This window comes from Euzebya sp., assembly GCF_964222135.1.
Taxonomy (GTDB): domain Bacteria; phylum Actinomycetota; class Nitriliruptoria; order Euzebyales; family Euzebyaceae; genus Euzebya.
Window position 1 is genome coordinate 1 of sequence record NZ_CAXQBR010000043.1, and the last position, 17,913, is coordinate 17,913.

17 protein-coding genes, 1 tRNA gene and 1 pseudogene are annotated in these 17,913 nt (G+C 74.7%); 12 read left to right on the top strand and 7 right to left on the bottom strand.

Annotated elements, in window-relative coordinates:
• The first annotated feature begins 233 nt into the window (after nt 1-233).
• The 7 genes from nadD to ACEQ2X_RS09900 all read left to right on the top strand — a co-directional run bounded on the left by nadD (nt 234) and on the right by ACEQ2X_RS09900 (nt 6,196).
• Nucleotides 234-866 (top strand): nicotinate-nucleotide adenylyltransferase, encoded by a 633-nt coding sequence (nadD, locus tag ACEQ2X_RS09870; protein ID WP_370325639.1) that lies wholly within the window; start codon nt 234-236, stop codon nt 864-866.
• Nucleotides 866-2,188: an LCP family protein gene (locus ACEQ2X_RS09875; RefSeq protein ID WP_370325640.1), complete on the top strand. Its 1,323-nt coding sequence runs from the start codon at nt 866-868 to the stop codon at nt 2,186-2,188. Before nadD ends, ACEQ2X_RS09875 begins: the two co-directional genes overlap by 1 nt.
• A gap of 74 nt (nt 2,189-2,262) precedes the next feature.
• Complete coding sequence (gene rsfS / locus ACEQ2X_RS09880) at nt 2,263-2,634, top strand: ribosome silencing factor (RefSeq protein ID WP_370325641.1); 372 nt, start codon at nt 2,263-2,265, stop codon at nt 2,632-2,634.
• A gap of 38 nt (nt 2,635-2,672) precedes the next feature.
• Nucleotides 2,673-2,745 (top strand) — tRNA-Ala (locus ACEQ2X_RS09885).
• Nucleotides 2,746-2,764: 19 nt separating this feature from the next.
• The gene (locus ACEQ2X_RS09890) at nt 2,765-3,373 is read left to right on the top strand and encodes a pentapeptide repeat-containing protein (protein ID WP_370325642.1); all 609 of its coding nucleotides are present in this window, start codon (nt 2,765-2,767) and stop codon (nt 3,371-3,373) included.
• 101 nt (nt 3,374-3,474) lie between these two features.
• Nucleotides 3,475-4,812, top strand: coding sequence for an ABC transporter substrate-binding protein (locus ACEQ2X_RS09895; protein ID WP_370325643.1), 1,338 nt, complete (start codon nt 3,475-3,477; stop codon nt 4,810-4,812).
• Between the two features lie 43 nt (nt 4,813-4,855).
• Nucleotides 4,856-6,196 carry a D-arabinono-1,4-lactone oxidase gene (locus ACEQ2X_RS09900; protein WP_370325644.1) on the top strand — a complete coding sequence of 447 codons (1,341 nt, stop codon included), beginning with the start codon at nt 4,856-4,858 and terminating at the stop codon, nt 6,194-6,196.
• 10 nt (nt 6,197-6,206) lie between these two features.
• On the opposite strand, the gene ACEQ2X_RS09905 is transcribed toward ACEQ2X_RS09900, so the two are convergent.
• Both ACEQ2X_RS09905 and ACEQ2X_RS09910 read right to left on the bottom strand, forming a co-directional pair.
• The gene (locus tag ACEQ2X_RS09905) at nt 6,207-6,812 is read right to left on the bottom strand and encodes a TenA family transcriptional regulator (RefSeq protein WP_370325645.1); all 606 of its coding nucleotides are present in this window, start codon (nt 6,810-6,812) and stop codon (nt 6,207-6,209) included.
• Nucleotides 6,809-7,447, bottom strand: a complete 639-nt coding sequence (locus tag ACEQ2X_RS09910; protein WP_370325646.1) for a TenA family protein — start codon at nt 7,445-7,447, stop codon at nt 6,809-6,811. Before ACEQ2X_RS09910 ends, ACEQ2X_RS09905 begins: the two co-directional genes overlap by 4 nt.
• A gap of 31 nt (nt 7,448-7,478) precedes the next feature.
• Between ACEQ2X_RS09910 and ACEQ2X_RS09915 the strand changes: the two genes are divergently transcribed.
• The 3 genes from ACEQ2X_RS09915 (at nt 7,479) to ACEQ2X_RS09925 (ending at nt 11,477) form a co-directional block, all read left to right on the top strand.
• Complete coding sequence (locus tag ACEQ2X_RS09915; RefSeq protein ID WP_370325647.1) at nt 7,479-8,096, top strand: hypothetical protein; 618 nt, start codon at nt 7,479-7,481, stop codon at nt 8,094-8,096.
• A gap of 365 nt (nt 8,097-8,461) precedes the next feature.
• The gene (locus ACEQ2X_RS09920; RefSeq protein WP_370325648.1) at nt 8,462-9,136 is read left to right on the top strand and encodes a helix-hairpin-helix domain-containing protein; all 675 of its coding nucleotides are present in this window, start codon (nt 8,462-8,464) and stop codon (nt 9,134-9,136) included.
• A 10-nt stretch (nt 9,137-9,146) separates the two neighbouring features.
• Nucleotides 9,147-11,477, top strand: a complete 2,331-nt coding sequence (locus ACEQ2X_RS09925; RefSeq protein WP_370325649.1) for a ComEC/Rec2 family competence protein — start codon at nt 9,147-9,149, stop codon at nt 11,475-11,477.
• Between the two features lie 137 nt (nt 11,478-11,614).
• Here ACEQ2X_RS09925 and ACEQ2X_RS09930 read toward each other — a convergent pair whose 3' ends face one another.
• Both ACEQ2X_RS09930 and ACEQ2X_RS09935 read right to left on the bottom strand, forming a co-directional pair.
• Entirely contained in the window at nt 11,615-12,007 is a 393-nt protein-coding gene (locus ACEQ2X_RS09930; protein WP_370325650.1) for a type II toxin-antitoxin system VapC family toxin, read from the bottom strand.
• Nucleotides 12,007-12,282, bottom strand: coding sequence for a hypothetical protein (locus tag ACEQ2X_RS09935; protein ID WP_372530557.1), 276 nt, complete (start codon nt 12,280-12,282; stop codon nt 12,007-12,009). The genes ACEQ2X_RS09930 and ACEQ2X_RS09935 overlap by 1 nt, the downstream gene beginning before the upstream one ends.
• Before the next feature lie 92 nt (nt 12,283-12,374).
• Here ACEQ2X_RS09935 and ACEQ2X_RS09940 point away from each other — a divergent pair.
• Nucleotides 12,375-12,707, top strand: a pseudogene (locus tag ACEQ2X_RS09940) (YciI family protein); the annotation flags it as partial.
• Nucleotides 12,708-12,716: 9 nt separating this feature from the next.
• On the opposite strand, the gene ACEQ2X_RS09945 reads toward ACEQ2X_RS09940, so the two are convergent.
• On the bottom strand, nt 12,717-13,751 hold the full coding sequence (locus ACEQ2X_RS09945; protein ID WP_370325651.1) for a cell wall-binding repeat-containing protein: 1,035 nt from the start codon (nt 13,749-13,751) through the stop codon (nt 12,717-12,719).
• 119 nt (nt 13,752-13,870) lie between these two features.
• On the opposite strand from ACEQ2X_RS09945, the gene holA reads away from it, so the two are divergent.
• A complete protein-coding gene (holA, locus tag ACEQ2X_RS09950) occupies nt 13,871-14,857 on the top strand; it encodes a DNA polymerase III subunit delta (RefSeq protein ID WP_370325652.1) in 987 nt (328 codons plus the stop codon).
• On the opposite strand, the gene ACEQ2X_RS09955 is transcribed toward holA, so the two are convergent.
• Together ACEQ2X_RS09955 and ACEQ2X_RS09960 are read right to left on the bottom strand one after the other, a co-directional pair.
• On the bottom strand, nt 14,854-16,173 hold the full coding sequence (locus ACEQ2X_RS09955; RefSeq protein ID WP_370325653.1) for an MFS transporter: 1,320 nt from the start codon (nt 16,171-16,173) through the stop codon (nt 14,854-14,856). The two genes, holA and ACEQ2X_RS09955, sit on opposite strands and share 4 nt — an antisense overlap.
• A 57-nt stretch (nt 16,174-16,230) precedes the next feature.
• The gene (locus ACEQ2X_RS09960) at nt 16,231-17,871 is read right to left on the bottom strand and encodes a cell wall-binding repeat-containing protein (protein ID WP_370325654.1); all 1,641 of its coding nucleotides are present in this window, start codon (nt 17,869-17,871) and stop codon (nt 16,231-16,233) included.
• Nucleotides 17,872-17,913 lie beyond the last annotated feature (42 nt).

The window sequence follows — 17,913 nt, forward strand, 5'->3', positions numbered from 1 at the left end:
ACGACGACGGAGCGAACACTTCAGGCGACCCCACCCCCGGGAGGTGGTCCCACGACTGGCAACACGGTGGTCCCATCCATCTGGCAGAACCTGCCTCAGGGTGGTCCCATGCTCATGGCAGCTGACATCAGTGGGACCTGGCCCACCGGTGGCGCCCCCTCCGTCGCCCGTGTGACTCCTGTGGCTCAAGTGGCCCTGTGATGCTCATGAGGTTGTAGTTACACTTGGCCGTCATGGCTCGCCGGCTCGGCATCATGGGCGGCACCTTCGATCCCATCCACATGGGGCACCTGGTGACCGCCGAGCAGGCGCGCGTGGACGTCGGGCTGGACGAGGTCGTGTTCGTCCCCGCCGGCGCGCCGTGGCAGAAGAGCGGGGGGCGTGCGGTCTCCGCCGGTGAGCACCGCTACCTGATGACCGTGCTCGCCACCGCCGCGAACCCGTTCTTCAGCGTCAGCCGGATCGAGATCGACCGGGGCGGGCCGACCTACACCGTCGAGACCCTCCGGTCCCTCCGCGCGAGCCTGACCGACACCGAGCTGTTCTTCATCACCGGTGCCGATGCGATCCTCAACATCCTGACCTGGAAGGACGCCGGTGAGGCGGTCGACCTGGCCTCCTTCGTCGCGGCGACCCGGCCCGGATACGACCTGGCCGCCCTGGAGGAGCACGACCTCACCCGCCAGGTCACCCTGCTCGACGTCCCCGCGCTGGCGATCAGCTCGAGCGACGTCCGCGCCCGCTTCGAGGCGGGACGACCGGTCCGCTACCTCATCCCGCGCGAGGTCGAGGAGTTCGCCCGCAAGCACGGGCTGTACGGCACCCACGGGCAGGGCCTGGCCGCGGCCGACGTCGGGGTGAGCTGATGGACCTCCTCGACCCGCCGGCTCCACCGCCCCCCACCACCGACCGCCCCCGGCACCGTCGTGCCGCCGGTCGCCGCAGCGCCCACCTCGCCCGCAGCCGCCGCACACGCCGGCGGACCAGGTGGCTGCGACGGGCCCGGCGGACCGGACTGGTCCTGGCCCTGGCGGTGGCCATCGGCCTGGTCGTGTGGGCCGTCCTGCTCCTGACCGGCGGGGACGAGACCGCCGAGGCCCCCGCGGACGGCCAGGTGACCCCCGCCGGACCGGTGCCGCAGCAGGTGATCGCCTGGGTCCGCACCGCCGAGCCAGGTGGTCCGGCCATCGGCCTGACGCTGCTCGCCGCCGGCGAGGACGGATCCGCCAACGCCACGTTCGTCCCCTCCACCACCCTCGTCGAGATCCCCGGCGTGGGCATGGACCGGGTCGGCCTGGCCCACCAGTACGGCGGGCACGCGCTGACCGCCGCGACGCTCTCGAACGCGATCGGCATCGAGATCGCCGGGTCGGTGGCCCTCGACCAGCCCGCGCTCGGCACCCTCCTCCAGCGGATCGGCGGGGCGGAGGTCGACGTCCCCGAGCGGCTGGTCGCCCGCGCCGCTGACGGATCCGGCACGGTCGCCTTCGAGCCCGGCCCGCAGTTCCTGAACGGGGTCAGGCTCGCCGCCTTCTGGGCCTTCGCCGAGCGGGGCGAGAGCGAGCTCGACACCTTCCCCCGCCAGCAGCGGGCGCTCGACGCCATGCTGCGGGCGGTGGCCGACGCCGACCCGGCCGCGGTGGCTGACGCGCTCGACCCGCACCGCGCCGACCTCGACCGGACCGTGCTCAGCGACGTGATCGGCACCGCCGCGCGGGCCGCGGTGGACGGGCGGATGACCTACCAGCTGCTCCCCGTCGAACCCCTCGGCTCGGCGGACCAGGGCCTCGGCGCCAGCTTCCAGCTGCTCACCGAGGAGGTGGCGGCCCTCGTCGACGCCGAGCTCCCCGGCGCGGTCCCCGCGGCGGGTGCGACCGGACCGCTGTCGCTGCAGGTGCTGAACGGCGTCGGCACCCCGGGGATCGGGCAGCAGGTCGACGAGCGGCTGCAGGGGATGGGGCTGCGGATCGTGCGCACCGAGAACGCCCGCAGCTTCGACTTCCTCGAGACCCAGATCCTGATCTACGACGAGACCCCCGAGCTCCTGGACGCCGCGCGGCAGGTGCAGTCCGCGCTCGGCGTCGGTACGATCCGGGTCAGCCGCCAGCCACAGAGCGTCGTGGACCTCACCGTGGTGGTGGGCGGCGACTTCATCGGCCGCGGCTCGAGCGCCCCGGCTGGTCTCTAGCCACCGATCCCCGACGAGGCGACTTGCCAGCTCCCACGGACACCACTCCCACCGCAGGCAGCACGACCGCTGAGATGGACCTCGCGCAGATCCGCCAGCAGGTCATGACGGGGGCGTCAGCGGTCAGCGCGAAGAAGGCGACCGACGTGGTGGTCCTCGAGGTGGGCCCGCTGCTCGGCATCACCGACTTCTTCCTGCTGCTGTCCACGGCCAACGCCCGCCAGCTGAAGGCCGCGGTCGAAGAGGCCGAGCACCAGCTGCGCACCACCCACGGCCGCCGTCCGATCGGCCGCGAGGGATCGCCCGAGGCCGGGTGGATCGTGCTCGACTACGGCGACTTCGTCATCCACGCCTTCACCGCGGTCCAGCGGGAGGTCTACGGCCTCGAGCGGCTGTGGAGCGACGCGGTCCGGACCGAGGTCGATGAGGCGGTCGAGGCCCGCTAGCCACCGTCGCGGTGGCTGCTACACTCCACCGCCTGCCCGGGGCTGTAGCTCAGTTGGTAGAGCGCTTCAATGGCATTGAAGAGGTCAGGGGTTCGATTCCCCTCAGCTCCACTCCCCAGGACCCGCCGCCGTGGCTGAGGTCCACGGGGCGGAGGTCGACGAGCTGGTCGCGGGCGCGACCGCCTACGTCAGCTGCCGCTTCCCCGGTGCGGCGCTCGAAGGCGCCGATCTCACCCGCCTGACCTTCGAGGGCTGCGCGTTCGAGGCCGCCAACCTGCGCAACGCGCGGTTCCACGACACCCGGCTGACCGACTGCACGTTCGTGGGGTGCGACCTGCTCGGCGTGGACCTGACCGTCCTCGACTGGCCGCAGTTCGGGCTGGCGGACCCGCCCGCGTTCGTCGACTGCCGCATGGACCACGTCGACGCCCACGGCCTCGCCCTCGACGGGATCGTCCTGTACGGCTGCGCGCTGGTCGAGGCCGATCTCGAGGGCAGCGCCCTCCGCGGCGCGGACCTCCGCCACGCCGACCTGACGGGGACGAGGCTGTCGGGCACCGACCTCTCCGAGGCCGATCTGACCGGCGCGGTCGGCTACGACCTGCACCCGGAGCGGACGACCACGACCGGTGCCCGGGTGTCGCTGCCCGAAGGGGCGGCGATCCTGCGGGCGCTCGGGCTGGTGGTCACCTCGTCGGAGGACCGGATGTCCGCGGTGGAGCGCCTGGCCGACCGCTGACGCCCCACCCCGGCGGCGCCGGCGCCTGCGCGTGTCAGGCTGGTGGAGCCGCGAGGGAGGGGAACCGCACGCACATGAGGTCGTCGACGCACGCAACCACCGTGCTGCCATGGCTGGTGATCGCCGTGCTCGCCGCGGCCTGCAGCGGGGCGGCGGACGGCGACGGCGCGCGGGGCACCGGCCAGGACGGTGGGCAGGCGCTCTCGGGCGAGATCACGATCCTCCACGCGTTCACGGCGGAGGCCGACGTCCAGGCGCTGGAGGCGGTGACCGAGGCCTTCGAAGCCCGGCACCCGAACGTGACGGTCACCGAGGAGGGGTCGAACGACTTCGGCCAGCTCGCCCGGGCCCGGATCGCCTCGGGGACGCCGCCGGACATCATCCTCCACCCCCAGCCCGGCCTCCTCCGGGACTTCATCGCCCAGGGCGTCGTCCAGCCGCTGGACCGTCCCACCCCCGCTCGAGAGCAGGATGCGCGCGTCGACCTCGTCGCGGAGGTCGTCGACCTCACCACGGTCGACGGCGTGCCCTACGCGTTCCCGGTCCGGGTCAGCATCAAGAGCCTGGTCTGGTACGACCTGCCGGTCTTCGAGTCCGCGGGCTACGAGGTCCCCTCCACCTGGGATGACCTCCTCGCCCTGACCGAGCAGATCGCCGAGGACGGCCGCCACGCGCCGTGGTGCATCGGCATCGAGTCCGGCGAGGCCACCGGCTGGCCGGCGACCGACTGGGTGGAGGACGTGGTCCTGCGCGCACTCGGACCCGAGCGCTACGACGCGTGGGTCGCCGGCGAGCTCGCCTTCGCCTCCCCGGAGGTCCTCGATGCGGTCGAGCAGCACATGGTGCCGATCTGGACGACCGACGGCTACGTCGCCGGGGGCCGTGAGGCCATCGCCCGGACCGACTTCGGCCAGTCGGTCGCGGGGATCCTCGGCGGGTCCGATGCGCGGTGCGTGCTGCACCGGCAGGCGACGTTCATCGAGGGGTTCATCGCCGAGGCCGACCCCGACGCCACCTTCGGCACCGACTACGGCGTGTTCGTCCTGCCGCCGATCGACCCCGACCACGGCACGCCGGTGCTCGGCGCCGCCGACCTCGCCGCCCGCTACACCGACACGCCCGCATCGCGTGCCTTCATGGACTTCATCACGACCCGCGAGGCGGGGGAGGGGTGGGCCCGCGGCGGCTTCCTGTCGCCGCTCGCCGACGTCGATCCCACCGCGTACCCGACCGACTCCGCTCGCGAGGCCGCGCGGATCCTCGGCGAGGCCGACGTGTTCCGCTTCGACGGGTCCGACCTGATGCCGGGCGATGTCGGTGCCAGCTCCCGACCGGGGTCGTTCTGGCTCGAGATGACGCGGTGGATCGCCGGCGACGCCACCCTGGAGGAGGCCTTCGCCGCCATCGACCGCCGCTACGCCGAGGTCGCCGGCGGCTGAGCGACCGGTGGGTGTGCGGGCGACGCCTCTAGCATCGGGCCGCATGGCTCACCCCCCGCGCTGGCGAAACTGGTCGGGGTCGGTCCGGGCGACCCCGCAGCGGATCGCTCGCCCCCGCGACGCCGGCGAGGTCGCCGACCTCGTCCGCGGCCTGGCCGGACGCACCCTGCGGGTCGCGGCCAGCGGCCACTCCTTCTCGCCGATCGCCGCGAGCGACGACGTCATGGCCACCCTCGCCGACATGCCCACCCTCGTCGAGCCGGCGCCGGACGGCCGCACGGTGACCGCGAGCGCCGGCACGACCATCCGCCAGCTGAACGCGCGCCTCGCCGACCACGGGCTGGCCCTGCGCAACGCCGGCGACATCGACCACCAGACCATCGCCGGGGCACTCGCCACCGGGACGCACGGCACAGGACTCGCGTTCGGGCCGATGCACGCCGACCTGGTCGGCGTCGAGCTGGTCGACGCCCGCGGCGAGATCAGCTGGATCGACGGGACGGGGACCGACGAGGGGGCCGGCGGGCCGGCGCTCGAGGCCGCCCGCCTCGCCCTCGGGACCCTCGGCGTGGTCACCCGCGTCCGCCTCGCCGTCGTCCCCGCCTACCGGCTGGCCACGCACGTGTCGCGGGTCCTGCTGGACGACGTGCTGACCGACCTCGACCACCACCTGCGCGACCACCGCCACGCCGAGTTCTACTGGCTGCCGCACACCCGCTGGACCCAGCTGAAGCTGGCCGACGCGACCGACGAGCCCGCCCTGCCGACCAGCGCGATGCAGCGGATCAACGACGTGGTGCTCGAGAACGCCGCGATCTGGGCCGCGGGGCAGGTCGCGCGGACCTTCCCGGGCGCGTCCGCCGCGGTCAGCCGGCTTCTCGCCCGCGGCATCGCCGACGTCCAGTCGCGGCTGCCGAGCCACGCGGCGTTCGCGTCGACCCGGTGGGTGCGGTTCCAGGAGATGGAGTACTCCCTGCCCGCCGACGCCCTCGTCCCCGTCCTCGAGGCGCTCGACGCGCTGATCACCGCCGAGCGGCTGCCCGTCGCCCTGCCGGTCGAGGTGCGGGCGGTCGCCGCGGACCGGACCGCGTGGCTCTCACCGGCCTGGGGGCCGGAGGGGTCGCACCGGATGTACGTGGCCATCCACGCGTTCCGCGGCATGCCCTACACCCGGTACTTCCGCCGGGCCGAGGCGATCTTCCGGTCACACGGCGGTCGGCCGCACTGGGGGAAGGTGCACACGCTCGCGGCCGACGACCTGCAGGGCCTGTACCCGCGGTTCGCGGACTTCGCGGCCGAGCGCGAGCGATCGGACCCCGACGGGGTGTTCCTGTCGCCGTACCTCGCGCGGATCCTTTCCCCGACCCCGTCACGGTGTGGCTGATGGGGCGGACTCAGCCGAGGGTCATCGCCCAGAAGGCCGCCTCGTGGCGTGCCACGACCAGGAACGCGTCGGTCGCCGCCGACGTCGGGCCGTCGGGCAGCTCGCGGTCGACGACCCGCCCGAGATCGGTCACGAACGCGGCGAACGCGTCGTTCGCCCAGTGCGTCACGTACTCGGCGTAGGCCTCCGCGCCGGGCAGCGCCCGCTGCCACGCGGCGAGGTACGCCGCCTCCACCGCCCACATCGCGGTGATCGCCACCGGGTACGCACGTCCCGCGAGGTCCATGAGGACCTCGTCGTAGGCGGCGGTGGCGGGCAGCTCCGGACCGTCGAGGTCGAGACCACGCACCGCCGCGATGTCCTCGAACCAGGCCAGCTCGTCTACGAAGGCCCGCATCCCTCCCACGAGGAGCCCCATGTCCCGCCGGGGCGCCGACCCGAGGAGCCGGCCCCATGCGCGGACGAGGGTCTCGACGAAGCGGTGGTCCTGCTCGAGCCAGCGGTCGAAGGCGTCCGCCGGGAGGCTGCCGTCGGCGATGCCGTCGAGGAACGGCGACGTGGTCGCGGCCCGCCAGGCGTCGGGGTGGGCGGTGATCAGCGCGCTCGAGGTGCTCACCGGTCCGTGGCCCCCTCAGCTGCGCTGGCGTGGGCGGAGTCGAAGAACGCGAGCTCGAGCTCCATCGCGGTCTGGTAGCGGTCGGTCAGCGTGGCCGGGTGCCCGCCCAGGTCGTCGAGGAGCTGCTCGACGGTCGCCGCGAGAACCTCGAAGTCGTCGGCGGCGTAGGTGCGGACCCAGTCGATGTAGTCCGAGGACGGGTCGGCGTCCTCGGCGAGCTGCTGCCCCAGCCAGGCGTACAGCCGCATGCACGGCGTCATCGCGGCGAGGACGTTCCCGAGCGGCTCCAGGGCCGCGGTGCGCAGCAGGAAGTCGGTGTAGGCGCGGGTCGCCGCGGTGGGGGAGGGGGTGAGGTCGACGTCCCAGCGCTCGGCGTAGCCGGCGTGGAGGTCGAGCTCGTCGACCGCGCCGTCGAGCAGGGCCTTGAAGCGCCGCAGCACGTCGCCGTCCGGGGAGCGGGCCAGGCCGAGCGCGTACGCCCGCGCGAAGGCCTCGAGGAAGAACGCGTCCTGTGCGACGTAGTGGGTGAAGGCGGGCCGGGCGAGCGAGCCGTCGGCGATGCCGCGGACGAAGGGGTGGCCGAGGCAGGCCTGCGCCGTCGGCTGGGCGGACGCCCACAGGGTTCGTGAGTCCATCGGGGCGACTGTAGTTGTACGGTCTGCGGTGATGCGATCGCGCGCCCTCAAGCTGCTGTTGTTCCTGCTGGCCGCCGCGGGCGGTGTCGTCGCCTGGCAGCGCCGGCACGAGACGCCGCCGCTGCCGCCGGCCGAGCCGTTCATGGACCCCGCGCCGGTCAGCGCCGGCAGCGTCGCCACGCCGGTGCGGCCCACCCCGTCCGCCGGTACGGCCCCGGTGGGTGCCACCGGCGCGGCGGCCTCGGCGGTGCGGGCGGACGAGGCGCCCGGGTCCGAGGCCGTGGAGGAGGTCGACACCGCGGAGCTGCCGACGGCCGCGTCGGCGGAGGCCGTGGAGGGCGGGATCGCCGCGGACGCCGGACGCGTGGCAGCTGACCGTGCGCCGGACGCCGGCGACGCACTGCCGACACCCCCGCACGGCCCGTTCACGACCGCTCCCGACGGGCCGGCTGACGACCTGAAGCAGATCGCGGGCATCGGCCCGGCGATCGAGCGGGCACTCAACGCGCAGGGCATCACGACGTTCGCGCAGCTGGCCGGGTTGAGCGACGACGACGTCGACGCGCTCCAGAAGCGGCTCCCGCAGCTCCCCGGCAGGATCCGCCGCGACGACTGGGTCGGCCAAGCTGCCCGCCTCGCCGCGGGGTAGCCCAGGGCACGCGGAGCGGTCGCGGGAGGGCCGGGCTGGGCGCCACCCCGTGGATGGATTCGACACCGTGGTGGCCGGCCCGTGGATGGATTCGACACCGTCGTCGCCGGCCGTTGGATGGATTCGACACCGTCAGCGACCACATGGACCACGGTGAGCCGCAGTTCCCGCGTTGCGCCACACCGAGACGCAGTGACCGGCCACGGGGATGTCGATTCCATCCCGTGCCGTCCCGTGAGCGTGTCGATTCCATCCGTGTGGGTGGTGAACCGGTGGGGAGGGGTGGAGCGGCCGTCGGGCCGGGTTATCCCCAGGGTCGGTGACATGCGCCGCGGCGGCCACGTCAGCGACGGCATCCTCCGCGTGTGCGCTCCCACCTGGCGCGGCTGCGCGAGTCCCTGGAACCGGTCGGCATCGCGCCGGCGGAGGCGCTGGCTCTGCTCATCCTGCTCGCCGGCGCCGCCGCCCTCAGCGGGGTCGTGTGGTGGACCAATGAGTCCGCCGCTCCCGCGCCACCGGTCGCCTCGACCGTCGAGGAGCGCCCCGGCCCGCTCGAGGTGACCCCGGACGCCCCGCGCGGGCCCCCTCCCGGTCCTGCGACCCCCGCCGGTGATGTCGTCGGCCACGTCGCCGGCGCCGTCGCACGGCCCGGGGTCCTCACGCTGCCGGCCGGGTCCCGGGTCGCCGACGCGGTCACGGCCGCCGGCGGCCCCACCCCCGACGCGGTGACCGGGGCGCTGAACCTCGCCCGTCCGCTCGAGGACGGCGAGCAGGTCCACGTGCCCGCTGCCGGGGAGGACCCGCCCCCGAGCGCCCCGCCTCCGCCCTCCGCTGCGGGCGACCCCCCCGGCCCGCTGGACCTCAACACCGCGACCACGGCCCAGCTGGAGGCGCTGCCGGGGGTCGGACCGGTCATGGCCCAGCGGATCGTCGAGCACCGCGAGGCGATCGGCGGGTACCTGGACGTGACCCAGCTCCTCGAGGTGCCGGGCATCGGCCCCGGGCGGTTCGCCGAGCTCGAGCCGCTGGTCTCGGTGTGACGGGGACGCGGTGACGACCACCACCGCCGCGCTCGTGCTCGCCTGCGCGTGGGTCGGTGCGCTCGTCGGCGCGGCCATCCCCCTCGTCGCGCCGATCGGACTCGTGGCGGGGGTGGCCGCGGTGGCGGGAGCCGCCCTCGCCGCGATCGGCCGCCGCGGACGTCCGCTGCTCGTCGCCGTGGTCCTCGCCGTCGCGGCGACCGCCGCGCGCGGGGCGAGCGTCCGGACCGTCGCCGTGGCGGAGGGCGTCCTCGCACGGGCGGTCGACGAGCGGGTGACGGCGACGGGGGGTGGGCTCGCAGTCTCGGTCGACCTCACCGCGGTCGACGACCCGCGGACCACCCGGACCGGTGGCCGGTGGGTCCTCGCGCGGCTCAGCGCCGTCGAGGTGCCCGCCGACGCGCGGACCCCGACCCCCTCCACGAGATGTGCCGCAGCGCCGGAGCAGGGGCCCGGGTGCACCTCGGCGGCCTCGGCACCGCGGCGGACCCGCGAGCGGGTGGTCCTCCGGTTGCCGGCTGACGTCCGGGCGCCGTTCGACGCCCACCTCCGCGTCCGGGGGCTCGCCACGCCGATCGAGGGCGCGGCGGCGGGGTGGTTCGAGGGACTCGGCGCGGTCGTGCAGATCGACCCCGTCCGGACCGAGCCGATCGCTGACCCGCCGGGATGGCGGGCGGCCACCACCTGGCTGCGGGTCCGGACCGGCGCCGCCGCCGGCACGCACCTGGGACGAGCCCCCGCGGCGCTGCTCGCGGGCCTGGTGACCGGCGACGTCGAGGACCTGCCGGAGGCGACGGCGGACCAGGTCCGCGACGCCGGGCTCAGCCACCTGGTGGCGGTCTCCGGATCGAACGTCGCGCTCGTCGTCGCCGGGGTCCTCGGCTTCGCGGGCCTCGTCGGCGTCGGTCGTCGGGGTGGCTGGTGGCTCGCCCTGGGTGCGGTGTGGTGGTTCGCCGTGCTCGTGCGCGTCGAGCCGAGCGTCGTCCGTGCCAGCGCGATGGCCACGCTGGTCCTCGCCGCGCTCCTCGTCGGCCGCGTCCGGTCCACCGGGCACCTGCTGTGCACCGCCGGTGCGGTGGTGCTGCTGGTCGATCCGATGCTCGCCAGGCGGCTGGGGTTCGTGCTGTCGATGTCCGCGACGGCCGGTGTCGTGCTGATCGCGCCTGCGCTGGCGGCCCGACGTCCGACGTGGCTGCCACGGCCGGTCGCGGCGCTCGCGAGCGCGACCGTCGCCGCCCAGGTGGCCGTCGCCCCGGTCCTGCTGGTCGGCGGGGACGGGGTCCACGCGGCGAGCATCCCGGCCAACGTCCTCGCGGTCCCCGCCGCGGGCGCCGCGAGCCTCGTCGGTGCCGTGGCGGCGGTCGTCGCGGTGATCGACGTCGAGGCGGCCGGCGTGGTGGCGGCCGTGGCGCGGCCGGCGCTGTGGCTCGTGCTGGCGAGCGCTCGCTGGTTCGCCGACCCGGCCGTCCGCCAGGCGGTGGAGGTCATCGGCGCGCTCGCGGCGGCGGGGCTGCTCGCGATCCTGGCGTGGCGTCGCCTGCCGCACCGCGTCCGCGTCGTCGGCCCCGTCGTCGTGGCGGTGGTCGCCGCGATGCTCGTCGGTCGCGGACCCACGTCCACCGGCGCGCCCGCGTCGCCGGTCCTCATCGCCCTCGACGTGGGCCAGGGGGACGCGATCCTCCTCGGCGACCCGAGCGGCGGGTGGGTCCTCGTGGACGGCGGGCCCGATCCCGCTGCGGCGGCGGACCGCCTCGCGGACCGCGGGATCACCCGGCTCGCCGCGGTCGTGGCGAGCCACTCCGACGCCGACCACGTCACGGGCCTCCCGGCGGTGCTGCGCGCCGTCGACGTCGGGACCGTCATCATCGGCCCGCGCGGCGAGGCGGCCGCGGACCTGCTGGCAGCGGCCCGGTCCGCCGGCACGCGGGTGACGACGGTCGCCGCCGGCGGGTCGTGGCAGCACGGGACGACCGCGATCCGGGTGCTGTCCCCGCCCCAGACCGGCCTCGGCGAGGACCCGAACGACAACAGCCTGGTGCTCCGGGTCGACGTGCCGGGTGGGCGGAGCGCGCTGCTCACCGGTGACGCCGAGGTGGTTCCGCAGTCCCTCCTGATCGACGACCCGCTGGTTGACGTGGACGTCCTCAAGGTGCCCCACCACGGGGGTGCCACCAACGCGCAGGGCTTCCTGGCCGCGACCACCCCCGAGGTGGCGGTCATCAGCGTCGGCGCGGACAACGACTTCGGCCACCCCCACCCGGACGTGCTCGCCGACCTGGCCGGGATCGATCTGCGGCGTACCGATGAGGACGGTGACGTGGTCATCATCCTGCGGCCGTGATGTCACCACGTCTGCGGACCCTTGGCCCTAGTGCCTCCTGGTCCGCGACGTCGGTGCGCAGGATGGCTCGGCACGAGCAGCCCGACACGTCGTCGTGGTCGCGTCAGATGGGACCCCATGCGTGGTCGAGTCGCGTGTCAGGCGACCACCTCGACCTGGCACCGTAGACCCGGCGTCCGAGCGAACTTCGCGTCCACCGTCACAAGAGGCACGTCGAGGACCTCGGCCAACGCGACGAAGGCTGCGTCGTAGGGCCACATGTTGTCGCGCAGCTGCCAGATGCGGTCGGTCAGCGGGGCGATGTCGTAGCGGCGGAGGTCCAGCTGCTCCATCAGGAGCAGCGCCCGACGACCGTCCTCCGGCGAGACCTTCCCGCCCAGCACCAGACCCCGGAGTCCGGAGATGACCTCGAGGTCGAGTCCATGCGGAGCGGCCAAGGGGACGCCGGTGATCCGGTCTCTCAACCGCATGGCATCGTCAGCGGCGCTCGTGAAGTACTCGATGAGGGCCGCGGTGTCCACGACGATCATCAGGTCTCGCGTCTTCGAGCCGCGTCGATCGCGTCAAGGACGTCCTGCCTGGTCACCGCGGATCGTGACGCGATCTGCCGGGCTCGCTCCGCGACCTCCTCGGGGGACATGATCGCGGCCTCCCGATCGAGGAGCTGGCGTACGAAGGCCTGCACGGACTGTCCGGCCCGAGCCGACTTCTGCTTCAAAGCGGCCATGGTCTCGTCTGGCACATCGCGGACGTGAAGAACGGCCATGCACACAGGGTACGACCGATGCAAGCACGATGCTTGCATGGGGTGGTGGCCTGCGCGCGATGATGTCCGGACCGTGGTGACGTCCACCCGGGGGACGCGGCCACCGGGGCCGCTGGACGAGGAGCGACGAGATGGCGCGGTACCTGATCTCCTTCGACGACGGCTCGATGGACCACATAGCCGACGAGGACTGGCCCGCGGTCGCCGAGGCGTCGCACGCGGTGGTCAGGGAGGCGAAGGCGGCCGGCGTGTGGATCTTCGGCGGCGGCCTCGAGCGCCAGCGGGCGAGCGTCGTGGCACCCGACGGGTCGGTCGCCGAGAGCCCGTTCCCCGAGACCAAGACCGTCATCGGCGGCTTCTCGATCATCGAGGTCGACTCGCGTCAGGAGGCGCTCGACTGGGCCGCCAGGATCGCCGACGGGTGCCGGTGCGCCCAGGAGGTCCGGGAGATCATGTACGACCCGGAGTCGTGGTCAGCAGGGCGCGGCCAGCGCGTCCCGGACCGCCTGGCTGACGACGTCCGGTCCGCCGATGACCATCGAGTCGGCTCTGGTGCCGCCGTCGCAGAGGGCCTCGTCGGTCTCCGTGGGCAGGCGGTCGGTCTCGACCAGCAGGAGCGGTCGGTTCAGCTGGGCCCCGAGGCCTGCGGCGGCGAGGCCGTAGGCCCACCCGTCCACGGCGTTCCCCGACGTGATCAGGCGGTCGCCCGACGCCGATCCACCCCACAGCTGCGTGGCGATCGCGACCGCCGTGGCGTAGCGGTTGGTGCCCTGGATCCGGACCGGTGCGGTCCCGGCGGCAGCGGCGCCGCTCTCCACGTCGGGGCCGAGCGCCGCCTCGCCACCGAACAGGTAGGTCGTCTCCGGCGCCCGCTCGCGGAGGTACTGCTCGACCGCCGGGTGCAGACCGGATGTCGGGTTCAGGATGACCGGCACCGCCTGGTCCGCCGACCACGTCCCTGCGGTCACCGAGTCCGCCCACGCCGCGGTGGGGTTGTCCGCGGGGCCATCGGCCCTGGCGAGCCCGACCCTGCCGGACCCGCCGATCTCGGACACCTGCTGGGCGATCGCGAGGGACGTCTCGATCCTGGACGGTCCCGCCAGCCGCACGGGGACGAACCCGGCTGCCTCGACCGCGGCCTCGACCTCCGCCGACAGGGCGCTCGGGCCGCCGAGCAGGAACACCCGGTCCCCCGGGGGGAGGACCCGGTCCAGCTCGTCCAGCGAGGCGGCATCCATCGCGTCGGGGGCGGTGAACAGCAGCGGTCCGGCGCCGGTCAGCCCGGATCCGGACAGGGAGTCGGCGAAGACGCCCGTGCGCGCCAGCACCCCCCACGCCGCCCGCGGGATCGTGGTGCCCGCGAACGCGTGGTCGCCGAAGCGCTGCTGGCTGATCGCGATGGCGGTGTCGATCACGGCCTGGTCGTCGGCCGAGGCGGCCGACGGGGTGAGGGTGACGGCGAGGACTGCCGCGACGAGCAGGGCGAGGGATCGGGGTGCGCGTGGCATGGGGAGGACGCTAGCCCCACCCGACGTCCGCACGGGGGCGCGCCGTCCCCGTCGTTAGCCGACCGTTGGCGAGGTGCGGGGACGGCGACGTCCCACCCCCTGCGTAGACTCCCGCACCGATGGCCCGCCCCCCCGCGTACCTCTTCACCGGCCCCGAGCACCTGCTGGTCCGGCGGGCCGCCGACCAGCTGCTCGACGAGCTGCGGGAGGAGGCGGGGGGCGAGCTCGACATCACCGAGGTGCGGGGCAGCGACCTCGGGGAGGACAACCTGCCGGACCTGCGGACCGCCTCGCTGTTCGCGATCCCCCGCGCCTACGTCGTCCGCGATGCCCAGCTGCTCCCCAAGGTGGCGGCGCGGGCGCTGCAGCGCGAGGTCGAGGGCGCGACGGCGGAGGCGACGATCGTGCTCCTGTCCAGCGGCACCAAGCCGATCCTCGGCCTCGCGAAGGCGATCAAGGCCGCCGGCGGTCGGATCGACACCGCCCCGCCGAAGGAGTGGGAGGACAAGGCCTGGCGGCGCCTCGTCATCGACGAGTTCCGACGCCACCAGCGGGTGCCGACCGACGACGCCGTCGATGCGGTCCTCGACGCCTCGGGCCTGACGGTCAACGGGATCGCCGAGAAGGTCGCCCAGGCCAGCGCCGCAACCGAGAAGGGCACGACGGTCAGCCGGGAGGACGTCGAGCAGGTCGTCGTGGGGCACGGCTCCCGCGGTGCCTTCGCCGTGGCGGACGCGATGTGCGCCCGCGAGCCGGCCGAGGCGCTGCGGCTGCTCCGGGGCTGCCTCGAGGCCGGCGACCACCCCGTCATGGTCCTCGGGGCGCTGACCTACAAGATGCGCCAGCTCATCGCGGTCGCGGCGGGACTCGACGGCAAGGCGGTCGGCCTCAGCCTCTCCCGCCCGCAGGTCGCCCGCCTGCAGTCCGCGCGGTCCCGGTTCGGGCCGGGCGAGCTGACAGCTGCGGTCCAGCACCTCGCGGCCTGCGACCTCGAGATCAAGTCCGGCGACCTCGACCCCGCGCTGGCCGTGGAGCGCGCGGTCCTGGGCGTCGCCTCCACCGAGCGGCTGCCCGTGCCCGACCCCGACCGGGAGATCCTTCGCTAAGCCCCCGCGCGGGTCGACCGGCTCCGCGTCACCCACAACCCGGCCGCGCCCACGCCGGCGACGCTGCCGGCGAGCGCCATCGCCACCGGGACGCCGGCCGCGTCGGCGACCACGCCGTCGAGCCCCGCCGCGACCGGGCGGACGCCGAGGAACGCCACGCTCCACAGCGCCATCACGCGTCCCCGGACCCGGTCGTCGACGTGGAGCTGCAAGGCGGTGTTCAACTGCGAGACGGCCTGGATGAACCCGGCGCCGGCCACCGCCATGGCGACGAGCAGCAGCGGGACGGTCGGGGCGGCCCCGCCGGCGGCCATGCCCGCCCCGACGCCGACCAGGCCGAGGATGGCGGTCGGGCGGCTGCCGATCGCCTCGCGCAGCCGCTTGTTGAACACCGCGCTCAGCGTGGCGCCGCCCCCGAACGCCGAGCCGATCGCGCCGACCAGCCAGTCGCCCTCGCCCAGCCGCGCGGCGAGGGCCGGCGCGAGCGTGTTGACCGGGTCCGAGGCGAACCCGACCGCCACCGTCCCGAGGAGGACCGTCAGCACGACCCGGTCCTGCCGCGCCAGCCGGAGGCCCGCCAGGGCGGAGGCGTCCTGGTCGCCACCGGCCCGGCCACCCGAGCCCTGGTCGTCGGCGGGCGCGGCGGGTGGCGGCACGCGCCCGAGCACCACCAGCACGGCGGTGAAGATCGCGAAGCTGAGGGCGTTCACGCCGAAGGACCACCCGGCGCCGACCCCCGCCACCAGGGCACCGGCGGCCGCCGGCCCGATCGCGCGGGCGAGGTTGAAGGTCACCGAGTTCAGCGCGATCGCCTGCGGCAGGTCGACGCTCGGGACCAGGGAGGGCACGTAGGCCTGGATCGTCGGCACCGACACCGCGTAGCCGATCCCGATCACCGCCGTCGCCGCCACCACCGGCCACACCCCGCCCGCCCGATCGAGGCCGACGGTGAGCGCCACCACCGCCAACCCGACGGCCCCGACGAGCCCGATCACCTGCCCGCCGAGCAGCAGCCGGCGACGGTCGACCCGGTCGCCCAGGCTGCCGGCGTAGGGTGCCAGCACGAGCATGAACACGAACTGCAGACCTCCGACGACCCCCACCAGGGTGTTCGACCCGGTCAGCTCGAACACCACGATCCCCGCGGCCACGTTGTGGAACCAGTTGCCGGTGTTCGACAGCCACTGGCCGACGACGTAGGAGCCGAAGCGACGATCTCGGACGAGCGCCCCGGACCCCCGGGCCGTGGCGGCGGGGGCGGGATCGGTCGCCGGGGCGGGGGAGGGGTCGGCAGGAGCGGGGTCTGCGGTCGGCACGACGCCCACCCTGCCCGCTCCCCACGGGACCGACCCCGTCCCTCTCCCGCCACCACCTCAGGGGAGGGTGGCCAGCACCTCGCGGAAGACGAGCTCGAGGGTCTCGGTGGCGTAGGCGTGCGACGGGCTCGAGGTCGTGGTCACCGCCACGCTGACCACCGCGCCGGAGGCGTGCTCGAGGCGGACCGACTGGTGGTCGACCGACCCGGTGCCCGACCCCCAGCCGCCCTTGAACCGGACCACCCACCCCGGCAGGTCGAGGGTGCCGATGCCCCAGCGCTGCTCGGGGACGATCCGGGTCAGCAGGTCGAGGGCGTACGCGCGGTGCCGCTCCGGCAGAACGTCGGGCAGCGCCGCCATGAGCCGGACCTGGTCGCGGGCGGAGGTGCGGGTGTTGCCCCACGGCCGGGTGTAGGCGAAGTCCTGCATGCCCACCTCGGCTGCCAGTCCGTCGAGCGGGCCGGATCCGAGCCGGTTCGCGATCGTCGTGGCGGGTGCGTTCTCCGAGCGGGTGATCATCGGCTCGAGCAGCCCGAGGTCGTCCGCGGTCAGGTCCCGCTCGGCGACCGCGGGCTGGCGCAGGTACGCGACCAGGAACATCACCTTGAGGGTGCTCGCCGCCGCGACGGGGCGCTGGGGCTGGTGGCCGGCCTCGCTCCCGGCGGTGCCCCGGACCGCGATGCTGACGTGACCGGCGCGGGACCGCGCCGCGGCGATCGCGGGACCGAGGTCGGGCGCGGGCCACCGCAGGGTCGTGTCCACGCCCAGCAGGCGGGCGTCCTCGGCGGCGACCGCCGGTCCGGCCGCGAGCGCATCGACCCAGTCAGACCCCGTGACCGCGTACGCGACCCGGCTGCCACCGGGACGCGCGTGGGCGTCGATCGCCGCGGCGGTCTCGAACCGGTCGTCGCCCGCGATCCGCTGCACCTCGGCGCCGGTCAGCGCGGCCACGTGGTCCGCGACCGGAGCGGACACCGCGGCCGTCCCGCCCAGCACGACGACGCGGTCGGGCGCCAGGCGACGCAGCTCGTCGACGGTCGCCGTCGGCACGTCACCGCCGCGCGTCAACACGAGACCCGCGTCCTCCGCGTCCACGACCGGCATGGCCGCGAGGGCGTCGGCCCATCCCTCCCCGGACGCCACGACCACCGTCTCGGCCCCGTCGGGCAGGGTCGCAGCCGAGACGGCGGCGGCCGTCGCGTAGCGGTCCTCCCCGGCGATGCGCTCGGGCGCGACGCCGGTCAGGGCGCGGGCTCGGGCGACGACGTCGGGGCTGACCGCCGCGGACCCGCCGAGGACCACCACCCGGTCCGGCGCGAGCCGCTCGAGCTCCTCCGCCGTCGACGCGGGCACCGCGTCGCGGTCCACGAGCAGCAGCGCCGTGCCGGGCCGGGCCAGGAGCGGCCCGGCGGCGAGGGCGTCGGCGGGATCGCGGCTCGTCGCCAGCACGACGACCTCCGCTCCGTCGGGGTGGATCCGCTGCGACACCGCGATCGCCGTGGCGTGGCGATCTCCGCCGCCGAGCACCTGGGGCTCCACCCCGGTCGCGGCGCGGATCCGCTCGAGGACCTGGGCGTGCATGACCCCAGGACCGCCGAGTGCGAGTGCCTCCTCGACCGCCTCCTGTCCGCGCGCAGGTGCCGGCACCAGCACCCCGGCGAGCAGCACGGCCACCACGACGGCCGCAGCGACGGTCACCACGTCGTGGTGGGTCGGCCTGTCCGGCCGAGGTGGTGGACG